This is a genomic window from Bradyrhizobium sp. NAS80.1 (genome assembly GCF_001908205.1).
Lineage (GTDB): Bacteria > Pseudomonadota > Alphaproteobacteria > Rhizobiales > Xanthobacteraceae > Bradyrhizobium.
Genome location: NZ_LGHL01000025.1, coordinates 11,376 through 32,373 on the forward strand (window position 1 = coordinate 11,376; position 20,998 = coordinate 32,373).

General features: G+C 60.0%; 15 protein-coding genes. 10 read left to right on the top strand and 5 right to left on the bottom strand.

Annotation, left to right across the window (positions count from 1 at the left end):
- Window positions 1-30: 30 nt before the first annotated feature.
- From AC629_RS06425 to AC629_RS06455, 7 genes are read left to right on the top strand one after another with little or no spacing between them, the layout of a single operon-like run.
- Window positions 31-897: a branched-chain amino acid ABC transporter permease gene (locus AC629_RS06425; RefSeq protein WP_084803898.1), complete on the top strand. Its 867-nt coding sequence runs from the start codon at window positions 31-33 to the stop codon at window positions 895-897.
- The gene (locus AC629_RS06430) at window positions 897-1,868 is read left to right on the top strand and encodes a branched-chain amino acid ABC transporter permease (protein ID WP_084803899.1); all 972 of its coding nucleotides are present in this window, start codon (window positions 897-899) and stop codon (window positions 1,866-1,868) included. Before AC629_RS06425 ends, AC629_RS06430 begins: the two co-directional genes overlap by 1 nt.
- The gene (locus AC629_RS06435) at window positions 1,865-3,373 is read left to right on the top strand and encodes a class I adenylate-forming enzyme family protein (RefSeq protein ID WP_084803900.1); all 1,509 of its coding nucleotides are present in this window, start codon (window positions 1,865-1,867) and stop codon (window positions 3,371-3,373) included. Before AC629_RS06430 ends, AC629_RS06435 begins: the two co-directional genes overlap by 4 nt.
- Window positions 3,370-3,891: a nuclear transport factor 2 family protein gene (locus AC629_RS06440; protein ID WP_084803901.1), complete on the top strand. Its 522-nt coding sequence runs from the start codon at window positions 3,370-3,372 to the stop codon at window positions 3,889-3,891. Before AC629_RS06435 ends, AC629_RS06440 begins: the two co-directional genes overlap by 4 nt.
- Before the next feature lie 10 nt (window positions 3,892-3,901).
- Window positions 3,902-4,714, top strand: a complete 813-nt coding sequence (locus AC629_RS06445; RefSeq protein ID WP_084803902.1) for an enoyl-CoA hydratase — start codon at window positions 3,902-3,904, stop codon at window positions 4,712-4,714.
- A gap of 13 nt (window positions 4,715-4,727) precedes the next feature.
- Entirely contained in the window at window positions 4,728-5,912 is a 1,185-nt protein-coding gene (locus tag AC629_RS06450) for an acyl-CoA dehydrogenase family protein (RefSeq protein WP_084803903.1), read from the top strand.
- Between the two features lie 6 nt (window positions 5,913-5,918).
- Window positions 5,919-6,986: an acyl-CoA dehydrogenase family protein gene (locus AC629_RS06455; RefSeq protein WP_084803904.1), complete on the top strand. Its 1,068-nt coding sequence runs from the start codon at window positions 5,919-5,921 to the stop codon at window positions 6,984-6,986.
- Window positions 6,987-7,253: 267 nt separating this feature from the next.
- Here AC629_RS06455 and AC629_RS06460 read toward each other — a convergent pair whose 3' ends face one another.
- Complete coding sequence (locus AC629_RS06460) at window positions 7,254-7,532, bottom strand: hypothetical protein (RefSeq protein ID WP_245331732.1); 279 nt, start codon at window positions 7,530-7,532, stop codon at window positions 7,254-7,256.
- Between the two features lie 423 nt (window positions 7,533-7,955).
- Here AC629_RS06460 and AC629_RS06465 point away from each other — a divergent pair, with 423 nt between their 5' ends.
- A complete protein-coding gene (locus tag AC629_RS06465; protein WP_245331733.1) occupies window positions 7,956-8,981 on the top strand; it encodes a SphA family protein in 1,026 nt (341 codons plus the stop codon).
- A gap of 310 nt (window positions 8,982-9,291) precedes the next feature.
- Entirely contained in the window at window positions 9,292-10,095 is an 804-nt protein-coding gene (locus AC629_RS06470) for an LssY C-terminal domain-containing protein (RefSeq protein ID WP_084803906.1), read from the top strand.
- A gap of 76 nt (window positions 10,096-10,171) precedes the next feature.
- Here AC629_RS06470 and AC629_RS06475 read toward each other — a convergent pair whose 3' ends face one another.
- The 4 genes from AC629_RS06475 to AC629_RS06490 form a co-directional block, all read right to left on the bottom strand.
- Window positions 10,172-12,484 carry a multiheme c-type cytochrome gene (locus AC629_RS06475; protein WP_084803907.1) on the bottom strand — a complete coding sequence of 771 codons (2,313 nt, stop codon included), beginning with the start codon at window positions 12,482-12,484 and terminating at the stop codon, window positions 10,172-10,174.
- 403 nt (window positions 12,485-12,887) lie between these two features.
- The gene (locus AC629_RS06480) at window positions 12,888-14,546 is read right to left on the bottom strand and encodes an arylsulfatase (protein WP_143198952.1); all 1,659 of its coding nucleotides are present in this window, start codon (window positions 14,544-14,546) and stop codon (window positions 12,888-12,890) included.
- Between the two features lie 209 nt (window positions 14,547-14,755).
- Window positions 14,756-15,727 (bottom strand): AraC family transcriptional regulator, encoded by a 972-nt coding sequence (locus AC629_RS06485; RefSeq protein ID WP_084803909.1) that lies wholly within the window; start codon window positions 15,725-15,727, stop codon window positions 14,756-14,758.
- A 247-nt stretch (window positions 15,728-15,974) separates the two neighbouring features.
- A complete protein-coding gene (locus tag AC629_RS06490) occupies window positions 15,975-16,988 on the bottom strand; it encodes a helix-turn-helix domain-containing protein (RefSeq protein ID WP_168195407.1) in 1,014 nt (337 codons plus the stop codon).
- Window positions 16,989-17,726: 738 nt separating this feature from the next.
- On the opposite strand from AC629_RS06490, the gene AC629_RS06495 reads away from it, so the two are divergent.
- A complete protein-coding gene (locus AC629_RS06495) occupies window positions 17,727-20,813 on the top strand; it encodes an ABC transporter substrate-binding protein (RefSeq protein ID WP_168195408.1) in 3,087 nt (1,028 codons plus the stop codon).
- Window positions 20,814-20,998: the final 185 nt, after the last annotated feature.

Genomic DNA, 20,998 nt, shown 5'->3' on the forward strand with positions numbered 1-20,998 from the left:
GCGAGAGCAGGCCGGTCAGGAAACCCTGCCATGATCATCGATTTCCTTCAGCAGATCTTCAACGGCCTCGTCGTCGGCAGCATCTACACGCTGATCGCGCTCGGCCTGACGACGATCTTCGGCATTCTCGGTATCGCGCATTTCGCGCATGGCAGCGTCGCCATGTTCGGCGGCTATCTCGTCTTCTTCCTCATTTCTGCGCTGGGGATCGGCCTTCTGCCGTCCTTCGTCCTAGCGATGATGTGCGGCGCGTTGCTCGGCGTCGTGCTTGAACGGGTGGCTTACTACCCGGTGAGAAATGCGCCGCCGATCAACTCCTTCATCATTGCGCTCGGTCTGACGTTGATCATCGAAAAGGCCAACCTGCTGGCCTTCGGTGTCGATCAGGTGATTATCCCGACGCCATTTGGCCGTGTCTTCTCTGTCGGCGGCGTCACCATGCCTGAGTTGCGCATTTATGTGTTGCTCACGGCAGCGGTCCTGGTCGGCGGCATGACGCTGCTGATCCAGCGAACCTGGATCGGCAAGGCAGTCCGCGCCGTCGCGCAAAATCGACCCGCGGCAGTATTAATGGGCATCAACGTCAATTCCGTTTCGATGTTCGTGTTCGCTCTCAGCTCGGCGCTCGGCGTAGCCGCCGGCGTCCTGATCGGCGCGCTGTTCGCTGTTGCGCCTGGCGTCAGCGAGGGGCTGGTGGTCAAGGGCTTTGCGGTTCTCATTCTCGGCGGGCTTGGCTCCATTCCGGGCGCGATTGTCGGCGGCATGGTGCTCGGCGTGACCGAGGCGTTTTCGGCCGCGTTCATCTCGTCTGGCTATAAGGATGTAATCTCCTTCCTGCTGATGATCGCTGTTCTGCTGGTGCGTCCCGAGGGACTGATGCGCGGGAAGGCACAATAATGTGGAGAGTTCTGGCTATTGCAGTTCTCGTCGCGGCGGCGATCATCTTTCCGCTGATCGTCACGGTGAACTACTTCCTGCATCTTGCGATTCTCGCGCTGATCTTCGTCATGGTGGCGCAAGGCGCCAACATCATTCAGGGCTATACCGGGTACGTCTCGATCGCTCAGGGCGCGTTCATGGGGATCGGCGCCTATTCGTCCGCATTGCTCAGCATGCGGCTCGGCCTTCCGGTGTGGGTGTCGATGGTGGTCGCGCCGATCATTACAGCTGTTGCGGCCGTGGTCGCCGGTTACCCCTCGCTCCGGGTAAAGGGCCACTATTTCGCAATCGTGACGCTTGCCATGAATATGGTGGTGTTCATCGTTCTGGTGAACTGGATCTCGCTGACCAAGGGCGAGCCGGGACTGCCGAGCATTCCGTCGCCCGAACCGATCAATCTTGGCTTCGTTGAATTCGCATTCGAGAAGCGGCGGCCGTATTACTATCTGACTCTGACCATGTTGCTTGCGGTGATGACGATCGTGACGCTGATCGTGCGCTCGCGCATCGGCCAGGTGTTGCAGGCGATCCGTCAGAACGAGGTATTCGCCGAGGCCGCGGGCATCGCTTGCTGGAAATACAAGCTGTTTGCCTTCGTATTTAGCGCCTCGTTGGCCGGGCTCGCTGGCGCGCTCTATGCGCACTATATGGGCTTCATCAACCCGACGCCGTTCTCGGCGGATGCTTCGCTCAATGCCATTCTCGCAGTTATTCTCGGCGGAAGCGGCACTCTGACCGGTCCTCTGGTAGGCGGTGCGTTGACGGTTCTGCTGCCGGAGGTGCTGCGTGTCGCCGAAGTCTACCGCTTGATCGCCTACGGATTGATTCTCATTCTGGCGGTGATTTTCCTCCCGCGCGGTCTTGTGCCTGCGATAGCCAGTCTTGCGGCGCGGCTGCGCCGAAGCAAACCGGAAGGGGGTGCCGCATGAAGATGCATCTCGCGAACTTCGTCCGCTTTAATGCGCGAATGCATCCCGATGCCATCGCGGTGAAAGCCAGCGGCGAAGCCATCACGTACCGTCAACTCGACCGGAGCGCCGCTGGCAGCGCGCGTGCCTTGCGGAATCTCGGTGTTCGTGCCGGAGATCGCGTCCTGTTCATTCTCCCGAACAGTATGCGCTGGGTGGTACTGTATCAGGGCATCATGCAGGCCGGCGCGGTCCCCGTACCGGTGAACCCGCTGCTTGCGGGGCCGGAGCTCGCCGGAATCGTTAGGGATTGTGACCCGAGGCTGGTCCTCGCCGGGTCGAAGGTCATTGCCGATCTTCAGGCGGAACTGAGCGGCATTGCTCTTCATGATCTCGACCGCGAGCCAATCACACTTGCGGAAGCCGATCCGGCGCCGTTGCCGCATGCGAAAGCCGACGACGTCGCGGTCATCCTCTACTCGTCCGGCTCCACGGGGATGCCCAAGGGCATCGAATTGACTCATGGTGGAGTTTTCTGGAACGTTCAGGCGTTCGCGTTCGATCTCCTGAAGCTGTCGGAGAGCGATCGTTGCCTGACCGCACTTCCGCTCAGCCATGTTTTCGGCCACACGTGCGTGTTCTCGGCGTTCCTGTTCGCCGGTGCGCAGATCGTGCTGCCGGATCGCTTCGACGCCCCAGCGTTCCTCAAGACCATTCACGACGAGAAGATCACGGTCTTCATGGGCGTTCCGACGATGTACTGGACGCTGCTGAAGGAGGAGCTGCCTGCCCATTACGACCTGTCATCGTGGAAGGCATGTGTCGCGGGCGGGCAGGCATTGCCGGAAGAAGTTCACCGTCGGTTCGAGGAAAAGTTCAGCGTGCGGATCTCGGAGGGCTTCGGCATGACTGAAGCCAGTCCGTCAATCGCCAACTGCCGGCTCTGGAACGCGCCACGTAAGCTCGGTTCTGCGGGACAGCCGCTGTTCGGCGTCGAATTGCGCATCGTCAACGAGGACGGACAGGATGTTCCGGTCGGCGAACGCGGTGAAATCGCAATTTCGAGCCCCGGATTGGCGCGCGGCTACTTCCGTCAGCCGGAACTGACCGCCAAGACATTCCGCGACGGCTGGCTCTACTCCGGCGACATCGGCTACCTCGACGAAGATGGCTTCCTCTACGTGGTCGACCGGAAGAAGGAGATGATCATCACCGGCGGATACAACGTCTATCCGCGTGAGATCGAAGAGATTGCACATGGCGTCGATGGCATTTTCGAGGTCGCCGCTATCGGCGTACCTGATGAGAGGCTCGGCGAACGGATCGTCGCTTTCGTAGTGCCGTTGCCCGGCACCGGTGTAACCGGCGGGGAGTTTCTCGATCACTGCAATAACAAGCTCGCCCGCTACAAGGTGCCGCGCGAGGTGCGGTTCGTCGATACGCTGCCGCGCAATGCCACCGGCAAGATTGATCGCATCAAGCTGCGCGCCATGGGCGCAAACCGGACTCCGGAGAGAAGCGCATGAATACGGAGGACTTCCGGCGCCTTCTCACCGAATTTACGCTGGCGGCCGAGGCTGCGGATGGCGAGCGTTTCGCGCGATGCTTCACCGAAGACGGTATCTATTACGACTACATCTACGGTGCGCATCGCGGCCGCAAGGAAATCGCCTACATGCTGGAACAGCTGTTCCGGCGCGATGCGGATGATGATTATCGCTGGGAGATGTTTGATCCAGTGTTCGACGGCAAGATGGGCTATGCCTGGTCGCTGTCGAGCTTCACGTCGCTCGTGCCGCAGTTCAAGGGAAAGTTTGTCGTCATTGACGGGATGAGCCGCTTCCTGGTTCGTGACGGTCTGTTCAGCGAATATCGTGAATCGGTGAATGGCGGCGTCGCCATGCAGCAGCTTGGCGTCGAGCCGGAGCGGATGGCGAAAATTCTCAAGCGCTGGGGTGGCTGGTTGAGGGAACGACCGGAGACGGTCGACTATTTGGCGCGTCCGCGTGCCCTCGATGGCAAGATGCCTTCGCAGGATCGATGAGGAAACGAACATGAGCTATCAGCACATCCTTTATGATGTCGACGCCAAGATCGCGACGATCACCCTCAATCGCCCGGACCGGATGAATGCCTGGACCGCGACCATGGAGCGGGAGGTGCGGCAGGCGATGGACGCCGCGGCTGCTGATGACGGTGTTCGTGCCATTATTCTGACCGGCGCCGGCCGGGCATTCTGCGCCGGCGCGGACATGGAGGATCTCAAGACGCTGGATCCGAACGACATCCGCAGTGACGAGTGGATGAAGCCGTTCAACATGAACCGCCGGCCGGACTGGCAGACTCGCTATTCGTTCTATCCGGCGATTCCGAAACCGGTGATCGGGATGCTGAACGGCGCGGCCGCCGGTATCGGGCTTGTCCATGCGCTGTATTGCGATGTGCGTTTCGCCGCGGATAATACTGTTTTTACTACGTCGTTCTCGCGGCGAGGGCTGATTGCTGAGCACGGCCTGAGCTGGATGCTGCCGAGGATCGTCGGCCACGCAAATGCACTTGATCTGTTGATGTCGGCGCGCCGCGTTTCGAGTGCCGAGGCGCTGCAGATCGGCTTGGTCAATCGCCTGTATCCGGCCGACCAGCTGCGCGAGAAGACGCTTGAATATGCGCGTGATCTCGTCGATTTCGTCTCGCCGCGGGCGCTCGGTGTCATCAAGCGTCAGGTCTACGAGGTGCCGTTCCAGACGCTGGCGGAGGCGACAATCGACGCCAATCGCGAAATGGCCTTGGCGGCGCAAAGTGAGGATTTCCGCGAGGGCGTCGCGAGCTTCCTCGAAAAGCGTCCGCCGCGGTTCTCGGGCAAGTAAATCGGATTCATCGATGGCGACATTGTTTTCACCAGAAGAGGAAGCCTTCCGCGCGGAAGTGCGCTCCTTCATCTCCGAGAAGCTGCCCGGCGACCTGCGGGATCGCATGTTGTCGGGTGGTCGCCCGACTCGCGAAGACAAGGTGGTGTGGACCCGCATTCTCCACGAACGTGGATGGGGCGGCTATTCATGGCCCAAGGAGTTTGGCGGTCCGGGCTTCACTCCGGTGCAGCGTTACATTTTCGAGGATGAGGCATGGCAGGCCGGCGCCCCGGAAGTGGTGCCGTTCGGCATGAAGATGGTTGCGCCTGTCATCATGAAATTCGGCACTGCCGCGCAGAAGGCGTATTTTCTGCCGCGGATCGCTTCTCTCGAAGATTACTGGTGTCAGGGCTATTCCGAGCCTGGTTCGGGCTCGGACCTCGCGTCGCTGAAGACACGTGCCGTGCGTGATGGTAGCCATTATATCGTCAACGGCCAGAAGATCTGGACGACCGAGGCGCATGACGCCGACTGGATCTTCTGTCTGGTTCGCACCTCGACCACGGCGCGCAAGCAGGATGGCATCAGCTTCCTGCTGGTCGACATGAAGACGCCTGGCATCACGGTCCGCCCGATCATCACTTTCGACGGTTATCACGAGATCAACGAGACGTGGTTCGAGAACGTCCGCGTTCCGGTCGAGAACCTTGTCGGCCAAGAAGGGCAGGGGTGGACCTGCGCCAAATATCTGCTCGAAAAGGAGCGGCTCAATTTCGGTGGCATGGGATTCTGTAAGCGCGAACTCGCGCGCCTTAAGCGCTTGGCGGCTGAGGGCGCGGTCGCTGAACGGCGTCCGCTTGACAATCCGCTGTTCAAGGCGCGCTTAAATGCGCTCGAGATGCGCATTCACGCAACCGACCTCACCAATTTGCGGTTCCTTCGCGCCGAACAGCGCGGCGAAGCGCTCGGTCTGCCGGCACCTTATCTGAAAGTGCTGAGCTCGCACCTGCAGCAGGATGTTCTCGAGTTGCAGATGCGGATGCTGGGGCCGGATGCGCTGCCTGTCAGTCTGGCTGGCGGCAGCAACGAAACGCTCGATGCGATCTCCGAATACGCCAACGTCGCGCCGAACTACTGCAACTATCGCAAGACGACGATCTACGCCGGATCGAACGAGATCCAGCGCAATATCGCCGCTAAGAGTCTTCTGGGCTGAATCATCATGTCCGATTTGATTTTTGTTCCGCGTGAGGAGCACGGATTGCTCGCGGATACCCTTAACCGGCTATTGCCGGAGCCGTCGTCCGCGCCGAAAGACAGGAACGCTCTGTGGGCCGATCTGGCGCAGTCCGGTGCGCTCGCGGTAGGTTTGTCGGAAGATGAGGGTGGGCTCAATGATGCTCGCGCTGTCGGCGTCGTCGCGGAACAACTCGGCCGGCATGGCGCGGTGTCGCCTTTCGTGGGATCATCCGCAGTAGTTGCGCGGCTGCTGGCGAAATCCTCCTCAGCAGACTCAAGCGCAGGCCTGCGTGCCAGGTTGGGTGACGGAAGTACCGTCGCCACGGTCGCGCTATTGCCGGATCAGCCGTTGGCGGTTGTCCGGACTGGCGACAAATACAAGCTTGATGGCGCGCGCAGGCTGGTGCCGTTCGGCGCCGAGGCAGATTATGTGCTTGTCGATGGCACTTCATCGGATGGGGCGCACGTTCTCGCGCTCGTACCAAAGGCAGCATTCCGCATCGAACGTGCTGTGATTGGCATCGACGGCTGCCCCTATGCGGATATTGTTTTCTCCGATAGTGTGATTGGCGGCGAACTTGTGCTCGGTATGGGTGTCGACGCCGAACGGTTATGGGCGTGGTGCGGGGACGCTTATCTGGCTGCACTTTGCGCCGATGCGGTGGGCGCGATGGCGACGCTGGTTCAGATGACCGGCGACTATCTCAGGGTTCGTCAGCAATTCGGCGCGCCCCTGTCATCCTATCAGGTGTTGCAGCATCGGTTCGTCGATATGGACATGGCTCTGACGGAGTCCCGCACGGTTGCGGAATGGGCCGCCGGACTTCTCGATGCCGACCACGACCGGGAGCGGCGGCAGGCCGTGATTACCGCGCATTTCATTGTGATGCGCTCGGCAACAAAGATTTCGCAGGATAGCGTGCAGCTTCACGGTGGAATTGGTATGGCGCAGGAGACGCCCGTGGGCCGCTATTTCAAACGCCTGCTTACGTTGCCCCTGCTATTCGGAGACGAGGACAGGCCGGCAGCAACCTACGGCAACGCAGATTGATCGACTGGCGTTGACCCGGCGTCCACCGTCTCGATCAGGTCCTTCAAGCGGCGCCGGCAGGGTCGCTATCGAACGTATCGATCCGCACGCCGTGCTGGCGAGCACTGGAGAAGCGCTGCCTGCCGATGTCATCTCGCCGGAAGTCGCCGATCGGATCGGCAAATGCTGGGGTGTGGGGTCTGCTACGGTGCGGGATCCCGGTCCGTGAAAAGGCGAATTGCGCAAGGACATAGGGAGGGTGATCGCGCAAGGCTTTGCTGCGGTCGGCTATGGAAGCCGCTCGACCTTCGCCGCCATGTCAGGATAACGACTGACCCGGTAGGTCGCATTATTGCACGTCAGCACCCAGACATCGTGATCCGGCTTGGACAGCTTCGCGTCACGTACGGCTCGCTGAGCCTTGTCGCACGCAAACCCTTGAGTACGGATTTGGGCTGCGATCGTGTCTTTGGGAGTCTGGCCGGCAACGTTTGCGACAAACCCCAAGGGTCCGCCTGCCAACAGCAAAACCGTGAAAAGTGGAATGGTGAGCCGAAGCGATGTCATCTAACACTCCGCTAGGACGAATATCACACTCGTTGGGCAGCAGCCGGTTGTCGAAATCCTCGCCGCGCGCGTGGCTCGGATGCAAAGCCGTCTGCTGCCAATCCCTCTCATTTTGTCCTGAGGCGAACTCTCAGGACATTTTCCCGTCGCGGCTATGCAGATTCGGCAAGCGGCTTGGTCGGTTTCTGGCTGTGGCATTTGAGAGACAGCTTGCCGATCAATTGCTTGGCGGCCCGCGATTTTGCCGATTTCGCATAGACGAAAGATGGTGGTGCCAGCTTAAGTAGAACCCAGCTGATTGAAGGTCTGCGTACGCCAGATCGTCGGGCAATCGCAGAGGACCTTGGGTGCGTCAGGGGACGGCAAATGCGATACGCGAGGTCAGAGTCGAGGCCAGGTTGTTCGCGGCAGCTCTGTGTCGGAGTGATTGCCGGCCTGTTCCTGCTCCCAGCTGAAATTGCGCGCGCCGATGAAAGCGGCATCAGCTTTTGGATACCCGGATTCTTTGGCAGCCTCGCCGCTGTGCCCTCGCAGGCCCCGGGATGGTCCATGACTTCGATGTATTATCATGACCAGGTCTCCGCCGGCGCTGATGTGGCGCGCGCGAGAGAATTCCAGATCAGGAACATTCCGGCGAATCTCACAGCCACCGTGAACGCGAACGTCAATGCAACCGTGGATCTTGGATTGCTGGCCGGTACCTACACCTTCGAAACGCCGGTTTTGGGCGGTCAGGCCTCAGCCAGTCTGATGGGAGTCTACGGCTCCAACTCCACGTCGCTCGCGGGGTCGGTTACAGGAACATTGGCGACACCGGGCGGTGCGATCCCCTTCTCGCGCTTCGACACTATCGATAGCTCGCTCATGGCATTCGGTGATTTGCTGCCAATGTTCCAGATGAAATGGAACGCCGGCGTTAACAACTACATGACTTACGTCACCGGGGACATCCCGGTCGGCGCCTATCAATCGAACCGTCTTGCAAATCTAGGGCTCGGGCACTGGGCGATCGATGCCGGCGGCGGCTACACCTATTTCGACCCAAAGACCGGGCATGAAGCCTCGGCGGTGCTCGGATTCACCTACAACTTCATCAATCCTGCCACCCAGGTTCAGAGCGGCGTCGACATGCACCTGGACTGGGGCGCGTCGCAATTTCTGACCAAGCAGATTCAGGTCGGCCTCGTGGGTTACGTCTATCAGCAATTGGGCTGCGACAGCGGCTCCGGCGATCGCGTCGGCTGCTTCCGGTCGCGGGTGGTCGGCGTCGGCCCGCAGTTCGGCTACATTGTCCCGCTCGGAGACAAGCTGCAGGGCTATTTCAATGTGAAAGCTTACGGCGAGTTCGCCAACGAAAATCGGCCGGCAGGCTGGAACCTCTGGCTGACGTTCAATCTTTCGCCAGCGGCAACACCGCCCACGTCGTCAAGGCCGATGTTCACGAAGTAGAATGTTGGCGGCAATGCACAACAACCATGTAAGCGCTCGTTAAGATCAAAAGACGGCGCTTTCCTCGGAGGGAGGGGGCTGTTCTGGCGAGCGTCGCAAGGGCGGCGTGATCGTCCTCACTCTGCCCTTGGTCGTATCAATCTCGTTCTTTCTCATCGCGGATCTCGACAGTCCTCGCGGGGGGCTATCCGCGTACATCCGCAAAATCTGCTGGCCGCGTCGCAATCCATGAAGGCGCCGTAGCTCGCACGCACGCTGGCCCCGGATTCAAGTTCCGAGTGAAGCGAGGTGAACCAGTCAGGATACAGCGATGAAGCAGATTGCCGGTAAGCGACGATGGGGAATTGTTCTCGTGGGAGTGGTGATCGCCTATCTCTTGCTTGCCTATGTGATACTGCCGGCCTTGTGGAGCCATCACGAACGCGAGCCGGGTCTGGCTTCGTTGCCGATGGTGACACGGACGGCGAGCGGCATTCCTGGCGATGCGCTGAATGTCGGTCTGGTCGGCAGCAAGGAAGATGTGCTTCGCGCCATGCGGGCAGCAGGCTGGTTTCCAGCCGATCCGATTACATTGCGATCGAGTATCGAGATCGTTGGCAGCGTGGTGCTTGACCGGCCATACCGCGATGCACCCGTGAGCCCGCTCTACTTCGAGGGAAAGAAGGAAGAGCTCGCTTTCGAGAAGCCCGACGGCAGAAGTGCGGACCGGCGCCACCACGTCCGATTCTGGCAAGTCCTGGACAAGGGGACCGAGGGCCGTCCGGTCTGGCTTGGATCGGTAACGTTCGACCGTGGGGTCGGTCTGAGCCACGACACCGGGCAGGTCACTCATCATATTGCGCCTGATATCGATGCCGAGCGCGACCTCCTGATGCAGGATTTGCGCGAAGCCGGCATGGTTCAGAACTTCTTCCAGGTTTCGGGAACGGGACCCACGCTATTGGGGCGAAATGGGGAGGGTGATCCGTACTACACGGACGGCGAGATCGATGTTGCCACGCTGGTGGTCGATGGCGAGAAGCGAACGCAGCCCCCGGTGATCGTGCCTCCACCGCCGGTCATCGCGATCAAGGACGAAATCTGGCACGGCGTCAGCAACGCAATCGGTCAGTAGCCGCTGCTGCGGACGCCATCCAGATTCACAAGCTGTGGTCATAGCCGTCGAGATGGCGAGTTCGCCTGTTCAGGAACTATCGCTTCGATCGCGCACGAAGATCGCCAGTGAGGCGCGCTATATCCTGATCGTTCGGCGCAATACGGGAGAGCTGCTCGGCATATTCGAGGGCGGTTCCGATATCTCCACTGTCGCGGCTGTACGCCACGAGGGCAAGCAGGCTTTCGCGATCGCCAGGATGACGGGACAGGTTCTCCTTTAGGACTGTCATCGACTCGTCCGTGCGACCCGAGGAATGCAACGCCACACCGTAGACATAGGCATAGTGCGACCGGCCAGGTTCGAGCTCGGTTGCTATGCGAAATTCTGCGAGCGCGTCATCCGGCCGTTTCTCGCGGATCAGGGTGAGTCCGAGCGCGTGGTGTAGTCCGGCGTCAGGACGCGAGATTTGGATCGTGGTTCTTAGAACGCGTTCTCCATCTTCGTTCCTGCCAAGTTGGCGGTACAAGTCCGAAAGATTAATCGCTGCCGGCGCATATTGCGAGCTGAGCCGCAACGCCGCCTTGTATTCCTCCTCGGCAGCGCTTGTGAGGCCGCGGCGTACGTAAAAAGTTCCAAGCGATGTCCGCGCTTCGGGTCGATCCGAATTGAACTTCTGTGCAGCAACGAACTCCGCTGCTGCCCGATCGAAAGCGGCGCGGTCGGACGAAGGTTGGTTAGCAGCCGGGACGGCGGCCAGGACGGACACTGCTCGGATACGAACACCTCGGCTTGAATCGGAAAGAAGGGGCGAGACCAGCGGCCAGATTCCGCTACCCGGGAGGCCGTCGATCATGTCGAGAGCCCCAATCCGCACGAGCGGATCTGGATCGATCAACCCTTTGCGGGCGAGTTCGATATTTCCTGGCGAAACCCGTGATTGCATTTCGCTGAGAGCGCTTGCCCGTGCGATCGCCGGCGCGGTTGGGCTGGCGGTGACCAATTCCAGCAGCGCCGCTGCGTCAGGGCGGTTGGTCCAGGACGCCTGGAATGCCGCGGCGTAATCCTGAAACCCCTTGCGGGCCGGGCCATGCCAGTGCTCGACAGCGTCGGCCGCCCATTGTGCCGATTTGTCGGTGTGACAATCGTTGCAGGCGTTCGGCGTGCCCAGCTTGACTGACAGATCCGGTCTCGGGATACGAAGGCTGTGATCGTGCCGCTTGTCGATGACCATGTAGGTGCTGACCGGCATGTGACATGACGCGCAGGTGACTTTGGGCGTAGCGCCGTCGTGATGGGTGTGTGAAGCAACCTCGTATTTGTCGGAGGCGTGACATTGCAGGCATACGCCGTCGCCTGACACTCGTAGCTTGGCAGTGTGTGGCTCGTGACAGTCGCTGCAGGAAACGCCGGCCGCGAACATCTTGCTCTGCTTGAACGAGCCATAATTATAGACCTCGTCGCGCATTTGCCCATCGGCGTGGTAGAGTCCGCGAGCGAGGAGAGAGACGGCGTGAGTGTCTGACAAGGGCTCTCCCGGTACCCATTCCTCGGAAAACTGGCTACGCCGCGCGTGGCAAAGGCCGCAAGTCTCGACCTCTCTTCGCGTCGTTGCTGGAGTGATGCTGCGTTGCGGATTGCCGGTCTTGGGATCGTGCTGCCAGGTGACACCATCCCGTTCGTTCAAGAGTACCGCGAGGCCCTTGCGTGGATCCTTGTCTCTTTCGAACCAGCTCTCCTGACTGCGTGCCCAGTCAATGTGTCGGGATCCCTTGCCATGACACGCCTCGCAGCCGACACTGATTTCGGTCCATGTGGTGCGGAAGCGATCACTGGCTGGGTCGTAGTTCTTTTGCACGCCGGTCGAATGGCACTCGGCGCACATAAAATTCCAATTCTGGTTGAGCTTGGTCCAGTGCAGCACATCGTCGTGCTTGATCTGCTCGTCGGGATAAAGATGAAACCATCTCTGGCCGCTCTGATCCTTCGGCCGGCTGTCCCAGGCGATTGAAAGCGCCTGGATACGACCATCGGGGAATTCGATCAAATATTGCTGGAGGGGATCGACTCCGAACGTGTACTTCACCTCGAAGATCGAAAGCGTGCCGTCGGGGCCGTCGGTTTCGACGAAGAACTTGTTGTCCTTCGTGAAGAAGCGCGAGTGGACGCCGTAGTAGTCGAAACTGGCATTCTCGAAATCACCGAGCACGGAGGCCGTACTAGCATGCTGCATCGCATGCTTGTGCTGAGATGTCTGCCACCCCGCCGCTTGGGCGTGATGGCAGCCGGCGCAGACCTCGCTGCCGACATAGTTCGGCGACGTCGCAGTTTGCGCACGCCGCGCTCTCGACACGCCTAACTCGTCTCTCATAACAAACAAGGAGCCTAAACCACCCAGAGCGACAACCATGATTGCCGCAAGGACTGCAATGCGCCGTGACGATTTTCGAGGCCGGGTAGGTACGATGCTTGGCGCGTCGGCTCGAGCGTTCGCGACGCTTCCGGTGGGTACCGGTTTGGCAGGCCGCCTCTTGTCGGATCGCCGTTTGTTCCGCGACACTAGATACGCCCGCTGAACCTCTCGATTCCAGAGGGTAAGGATGACCGCTGCGGCCAGCGCCGACTATGCAAGTTCGGCAAGCGGCGTCCCGTGAAGGCTCCTAAATATCTACTACATCCCGGCCTTGCAGGTTAGCGCCGCGCGAACGTGCTCGTCTCTTGCAGTCGCAACGTGTCAGGTTCGCATCCGCCATCGCAAGATGGACGCCCCGAGGGGCGTCCATCTTCGATCGCATCAGGCAAGCATCACGCGGCTAGTCGCTGCGACCGGCAGTCTTTGCCTGCTTGACCTGCTGAATGACCTGATCGAGATTGTAGCTAGCCGGGTCCTGCAGCGGCGGATACTCCGCGTAGGACTCGAGTTCCTTCAGCCAAAGCGCCTGGCCGATAGGCAGCATGTTCCAGTCGTAGACATAAGCTGTCGAGGGGGAGCCGATTGTTCCGCCCTGGCCCATGAGCGTCTTGAACTGTGAGCCAATCGAGGTCTCGAACGGATCGCGCTTGATGTTGACGACCTGGGCCCAGTGGTAGGGAAGCGCTCCCGAAATGAAGCCCTCCGGATTGTCGGACACCATCGTGAAGTAGATCTTCCAGTTCTTGTACCGAACCGCCGACGGGTCCTTGCCCGAATAGTAGAAGAATGTGTCGCGCGCGGACTTTTCCGAACGCCCGGACAGGTACTCAGTCTGATCGACGCCATCGAGAGTTGTTTTCACGATACCGGGATACTGGCCGGCCTCGATGCGCTTCTTAAGCCCGTCTCCCTTTTCGCCGCCCGCGATGTTGACAAACGTGGGCAGCCAGTCGAGCGACGCGAAGATGTCGTTCTTGATTGTACCGGGCTTGATGACGCTCGGCCAGCGAACAAGCGCGGGAACGCGCATGCCACCTTCCCAGGTGCTCAGCTTGCCGCCCTTGAAGGGAGTGGTGCCACCGTCTGGAAAAGTGATCGTCTCAGCGCCGTTGTCGGTCGTGAACACAACGATCGTGTTGTCGAGCTGCCCCATATCCTGGAGCTTCTTCAGCACATAGCCGACGTTGTCATCCAGCTGCTTCATGCCGGCCTCGTTGAGGCCCCAGTCCTTGCCGCCCGGTTCGCCGACCATGGCCGCGTACTTGTCCGACAGCACGGTCGTGATGTGCATGCGCGCCGGATTGTACCAGACGAAGAACGGCTTGTTGGTCTTCTTCGGATCGTTGCGATCGAGGAAGTCGATGACCTTGGCCGAGATTTCCTCGTCGACACCCTTCGATCGCTCGAGTGTCAGCGGCCCTTCGTCCGTGCATGTCGTGTTCTTGCCGGTGCCGTCGGAGGATTTGCATGCCAGCACGGGACGCGGCGGCGTCAGGCAAACCGCCGTTTTTGGATCGACAGCGCCAGGGACTTCCGCGACTCCCGGAATTGGCGTGTTCTTGCATGGCGGTGCAACCGTCTGCTGGGTTGGCGTCTTGTTGATGTCCGGGAAGCTTACCCCCTGCATGGCATCGAGGTGATACAGGTAGCCCCAGAATTCCTGGAAGCCGTGCGCGGTTGGCAGCGCGTCGGTGTGATCGCCGAGATGGTTCTTGCCGAACTCGCCTGTGGTGTAACCGAGGTCGAGCAGGAATTTGGCGAGCGCCGGGGTACCGGGCCGCAGATACGAAGGGCTGCCGGGTAGTTGTGGTGGGATCATGCCGGTGCGCAGCGGATGCATGCCCGTGAAGAAGGCGTTGCGACCGGCCGTGCAGCTCTGCTCGGCATAATAGTGCGTGAAGAGCGCGCCTTCATTGCCAATGCGATCAATGTTCGGCGTCTCGCCAACCATCAGACCGCGATGGTAGATGCTCGGCTGATATATTCCGATATCATCGCCCATGATGAAGAGGATGTTGGGTTTCGATCCTTGCTGGGCTGAGGCAGGAAGACTTGCCATTGTCGCTGCGGTACTCAGCACAACAAGAGCGCCCCAGAATTTTCTGAACTTGCGCATCGTTTGCTTTCCTCAGGTGTCGGCTGCTGAGACCCGGGCCGCAGCCTTCGCCCCGATCCACCCATCCGGCCTTGCCGACCCACGCAAAATCGCGTTTCGGGCAACCGGCCGGAGCCTCGCCCTCGCAAACTGGGCGAAGCGCCCTCGATGCGCTATGCACCTTCGGCAGATTTCGCCGACGGCAGCGGCTCACGTTCCAGTGTGGTTGACGGTGTTTCTCCGAACGTGGTTCGGTAGTTCACCGCAAAGCGACCAAGCTCCACGAATTGATGTTTCTGGGCTATCTCCGTAACGCTCGTGGTCGAAGCATCAGCGCGTCGCAGCGCAGAGCGAACCTTGTTCAATCGTTGTAACAAGAGATATCGCGTGGGACTGACGCCGAGGAAATCCGCGCAACACATCCGCAGAGTCCGCTCTGGCACGCCAACTTTTGAACACAACGCGGGCAATCTGACTTTCCGGTCGAGGCATCTTGCGAGTGCTTCTTCGAAGCGGGCCATGATCGCAGCGTGGTTGTGCCTCTTTCTGGAATTGTCATTCGACCCGTCGGCGCTCAGGAGATGTACGATCGCGTGAAGCATTTCCTGTTCCAGCGCTCTTGCCACCTCGGGACGCTCGATCAAGCGCGTTCTGGCGTCCGCCAGTTGGCGGGCTTGCTTGAAAATACGCTGGAATCTCGTCACCTCTGCGCGCGGGAGGTGAAGTATTCTGCTCGCGTGCAGCGACGGGATCGGCCATCCGTTCAATGCCTCGCTGCAATCCGTCAGGTGTTGGAGAGATATCGAGATCAAGCCCCATTCGCACTCACGGCCGGATCGCTGATGCATGCTCTCCCCAAGACCGTGCAAGACAATGTCGCGGTTTCCGAGCGGAGACCCGTCGAGTATCGGAGACATCCTACCCACCGGAAATGACAGGAATAACCGCTTGAGGGACAACGAAATATGGGCAATGCGCGGGAGGCTTTCGTGACACCAGCGAACCTCCAAATGCTCCAATTTCAGCTGTGTCAGCTTTGCGCTGAAATCACCGGCACCCGTTATCGTGAGCTTGACGCTCGCATCGCGAAATCCGGCTGCGTAGCGGTCGGGATCGTTAAAGGTAAATGTACGGCCTTGTGCCATATGCCTGTCCCGCGAGCCGGCGGACTGGCACCCAGCATTCAGCAGTTGACCGGCCTTGGATATGCGGTTTCGGAACGGCGATGATCAATCGTGATTTGCGGGATTATGCAAATCCGGCGAAGTCCTTCGACATCGCGCGCGCTGCGATCAGCATGACGAATAGCCTTCGGACCTGATGGGGCTCTGGCAGGCATCCCTGCTTTCGGCGCCTATCGGACATGCTGCGCCGACAGGGTGCTTCGGTGCGCTAATTCAGGCGCGCTGCAGATGCATCGATTGGAAGCGATGAGGGGCGATCGAGACGATTCATCCGCTGCTGCGCTGGCCGACGCAGCGTCTCCGACGGCGATTCTCCGAACAGCGTGCGATAGGCGACCGAAAATCGTCCAAGCTCCCAGAACCCATGGTCGGTGACGATGCGAGTGACGCTAGTTCCGTTGGCCTCCGCAGCCCGAAGTGCGCTGCGCACGAGATGCAGTCGACGCAAGGTGAGATACCGTATAGGCCCCATGCCGAGATGTTCTTCGCATGCAGCACGAAGGGTGCGCTCGGCCACGCCAATGCCCGCACAAATTTCGGTTAGATACAGCGGCCGATCGGGATGTGCCGCCAGGAATTCCTCAAACCGCGCCATGATTGCATCATGGCGGTGGCCGCCTGTTGTGATCGGTCGAGCGGTGCTTTCACTGAGGCAGCGTACCATGATGTGAATGAGCCGTTCTTCCAGTGCTCTTCCTACCTCCGGCAATTCCAGAATATCCGGCGATTCACGCGCGAGCTGTCCGACTGCGTTGTGAAGCCTCAATAGCCGTGACATCAAAGCAGCATCGGGGCGGACGATGCTCCCCTGCTGTGTCTCTGCTAGTTCACGGCCTGTGATGGCTTTAAGAGCGGTATTCCATTCATTGGTAGGAAGGGACATTGCGCCGCTTCGATCGTCACGACCGAAACGCTTATGGATCACTCCTCCACGGCTGACGATGACGTCGCCAGGCAGGACCTCCAGGCCGCAGTACGTCAATGTCTGAGACTGTGGCCCGGTCAGAAAGGAAATTGCCTTGCGGTCCGGCTTGTGCACGACAGTGGCGACCTGTGGTAGAGCCGAGTGAAACCGCTGCATCCAGAGCCGGTCAAAGCGAACTTTGGTAATTTCAGTGTCAAAGCATCCCCTCGCTGTGGGGAATACCTCTACATCTGCCCCCTGAACAGCCGCGGCGCAGACTTCCGGATCGGTAAACCTCAGAACTGCGCTCCACGGCATTTCTGTCTCCCCGGACGATAGCGCTATTTTAGGTTGATGAAATTGCGAGGGTCGAGTTGTCCATGAGGCCAATAGACATCGCTCGATCCGGACAATTGGATCGATCCGTGAGATCCGTTGCCGGAACTCAAACAGGTTTTCCCGGGTGGTCTCCGGTACGCCCCTGACCATACCGGAGGGGGTGACGAGCTATTCGAGGAAGAAATTTGGGCGCGTTATTTGCTGAAGACGAATACGCTGCTCGAGGAACCGCTATGCTGCGATGCAGTCATGTGCACGTGCATGTGCGGCCTGGGCGGCACAGCGGTGCGGGAAAGTGCCGATTCCGCATAGACAGGCCCGGCCGGCAGCCTGACAACATGATCTCGTCATATGGTCTTTGCAAATTCAAGAGGCTGTGGATCAAACGGCGCGATCGCCACTCCGCGCGAGGGCCGCTCGGTCGGCATTCGAAAGCAATAAAAGTAGTCGTGACGGCGCGACGAACTTAGCCGTTGTTAGGCTGGTCGTGGCGTCACATCAAGCAATCGCCCTTCATCTTGATGCGACAGCAACGTTGCCGTGAAACTCCGACGAGCCAGGCGTGCGGCAACAAGCAGGGGCTCGGCAGTGGTTAATGCAATCGCAAAGTCGAGTGCACTCACGCCGGCAGGGTCGTTCACGACGCCGCCTCGGCGCCGCTTTCTCTTAACATGCCTTATCGCGTTCCTTGGCTCGTTCATTATTGCGCTTGCGCAGGTGTCTCCGGCACGCGCGCTCGACAGGGTCTCGCTCCAGCTCAAGTGGAAGCATCAGTTCCAATTCGCCGGCTACTATGCCGCCGTCGAGAAAGGGTATTACCGCGAGCAGGGCCTTGAGGTCGAAATTCGCGAAGGCGGTCCGACGATCGATGCCGGCGCCACGGTGGCGGCCGGCCGCGCCGACTTCGGTGTCTGCACGACCGGCGCTTTGCTGGACAGTAACAAGCGGGCCAACATGGTCGTGCTCGCCGTGATTTTCCAGCATACTGCGGCCATCATCCTCGCGCCCTACCGCGCCGGCATCCGCACAGTCTCCGAATTGAAGGGGCATCGCCTGATGGATCGGCCGGGGAACGACGACCTCGTGGCGATGCTGAAGTACGAGGGTGTCGATTATGCGAGCCTGCCCCGCGTCGATCATGACGGAAATCCGCGAGATCTGCTCAACGGCAATGCGGATGCGATGGTGGCCTACAGCACCAACGAGCCTTATGCGCTCGATAAGCTTGGTACACCCTATCTGGTCTTCTCGCCGCGTGCCTCCGGATTGGACTTCTATGGCGATAACCTCTGCACGTCGAGGCAGCAGGTGGCGGCGCATCCGGAGCGGGTGCGCGCGTTTCGGGCGGCCAGTCTGAAGGGCTGGCAGTATGCGCTCGCGCACAAGGACGAGATCGTCGACCTCATCCGGCGGCGCTACTCCGCACAGAAGACTGGCGAGGCCCTGCTGTTCGAGGCCAAGCAGACCGAGCTGTTCGTCGAGCCCAACCTGATTCCGATCGGCAGTCAGAGCACAGAACGCTGGAAGGACATCGCCAACGCCTATGTCAAGCTGGGCATGTTGAGTGAGGTAGAGCTGCCTGCGGGGATGATCTATCTGCCGGACGACGCAGGTTTGCTGAACTGGTTGGCGTTCGCGCCAGTGGCGTGGGCCGTGCTGGCGCTCCTTGTCCTGTGTGGACTTGGATGGTTGCTGTACCGTCGGCGCGGGCGCGCGTTAGGCCCGCTGGGGCTGAACACGGTGATGTCGGGCCTCTTCGTTCTGCTCAGCATTCCCGTTTTGGTTTTCATTCTCCTGTATAACTATCACCAGAACGCCGCCGCGATCAGGGCAACCTTGAAGGACGAGGTCTCGAAGACCAAACAGATCAGCATCGAGGAAGCAGAGAACCTGATCGATCCGGTCGTGTCTACGCTCGCGCTGCTTGCGTCAATCGCTGCCCAAGACCCCGAAGCCTTCAAAAGGGAGGAGAGCCGGGACCTGATCTACCACGCACTCACCTCGGCAAGGCAGATCGACGCGGCGTATGTTAGCTTTGAAGACGGCTTCCATCGCGTCGTGACCCGGATGGATGACGACCGCAGGCGCTCCGATCCCAAGATTCCGGCGTCCGCTAACTGGCATGCCAGCTACATCGACAGCTTTGCGGGCAGCCCCCGGCGGGTGCGCCATCGCACGTTTTTCGATACCTGGCCGCACGTGGTGGGCAGCTATGACGTCTCGATACTTGAGGATATCAGGACCCTGCGGGGGTACCAGGCCGCAAAAGTCGCGCGCGCCCTCATCATCGAGCAACCGGCGCTCAACCCGGACACTGGATACCCGGTCATTTTCGTTAGATATCCGATTATCAGGGACGGCGCATTCATCGGCTGCGCCTCCGCCAACATTACGCTCGACATCGTATCGCGGTTTCTCACCAGCCATCGCGCCAGCCCCCGCAGCACGACACTCATTGCCAATCCGAATAACGGCATGATCATCGCGTTTCCCGATCAGAAGAAGGGGGTCCACATCCTCAACGGTCACCTGGAAATCGCGAAGCTGGATGACATCGCGGACGACAATGTGCGGGAAGCTTATCGGTTGCAGAGCGCGACCAATAGCGACGACTTCTTCTTTCGCTCTCCGCAGAACGGCGAAGAGATCAGCGCGTCGTTCGCGCGGTTTCCAGGCAGTTTCGGGCAGCCCTGGGAGTTCGTCATCCTGACGCCGACCAGCGACTTTGTCGGCAACCTTGAGCGAACCAACCGACAGATGATTTTTCTGATCGCAGCGCTGACCGGCATCGAGCTCCTGCTGATCTATTTCTTTTCGAGGCGGCTCTCGCGTCCAATCGAAGGGATCTCGCGGGGATTGAGGTCGATCGAGGATCTGTCCTTCACACATGCCGTGCCAGCGACGTCGAACATCACGGAGATCAAGGACCTGCAGACCGCGGTCAGGCTGTTCGAGACCTCGCTGCGATCTTTTTCCTCGTTCGTGCCACTGGATGTGGTCCGTGAGCTGATCAAGACCGGCATTCCGCTGACGCTCGGCGTCGAACAACGCTTCATGACTATATTGTTCGCCGATCTTAAGGACTTCTCCACCCTCGCCGAGCATATGGCGCCCAACGATCTGCTCAGTCAGCTGTCGGTCTATTTCGAAGCGGTGTCGCAGGCAATCGCGGAGGAGCACGGCACCGTCGACAAGTTCATCGGCGACGGGATCATGGCATTCTGGGGTGCGCCCGCTCGCCGGCCAGACCACGTGCTTCGCGCCTGCCGTGGCGCCTTGCGTGCAACACGGCGCATGCGCGAGATCAACGAGGAGTGGAGCGCGGCGGGACGACCGCCGCTTACGCTTCGGATCGGCCTGCATTGCGCGGACGTCCTGGTCGGCAACGTGGGTTCGAGTGAGCGACTGAGCTACACGGTCATGGGCGACGGTGTGAACGTCGCGGCCCGCCTTGAGGGCATCAACAAGAATTTCGGGACGACGATCTGTATCAGCGACAGCATATTGGAATCTGCAGGCGGAGATATCGTGGCCCGACCGATCAAAACGGTGCAGGTCAAAGGTCGCAAGCACGAGTTCATGGTCTATGAACTATTGGGAATCAGGAACACCGACGATCCGCAGCTGGCTCCGCCGGACGGCTTCGAAAGACTCTGTGAGATGACGCGAGTGGCATCGAGCTATTTCGAGCAGGGCAACTTCGATGAAGCGGCACGGCGCTACGAGGAAATGTTAATCGCATTTCCCCTGGACCCTCTGGCCAAATCGATGCTCTCGATGTGCCGCGCGGCGGCGACTGCATAGGATAGAGCGTCGCAAGGACAGGGGCGGATGTAGATCCGCTCAGGTCAATTGCGGCGGTGTAGCCAGTCGTCTGTGAAGAACTGACGCGGCGCCCCGGCTCAAGCGATGTTTTGAGCCGGGACGGTCTCGATGAAGGCTCGAATGATGACACGCAAAAGCTCTGCGAGCCATCGCAGGAGCAGGCC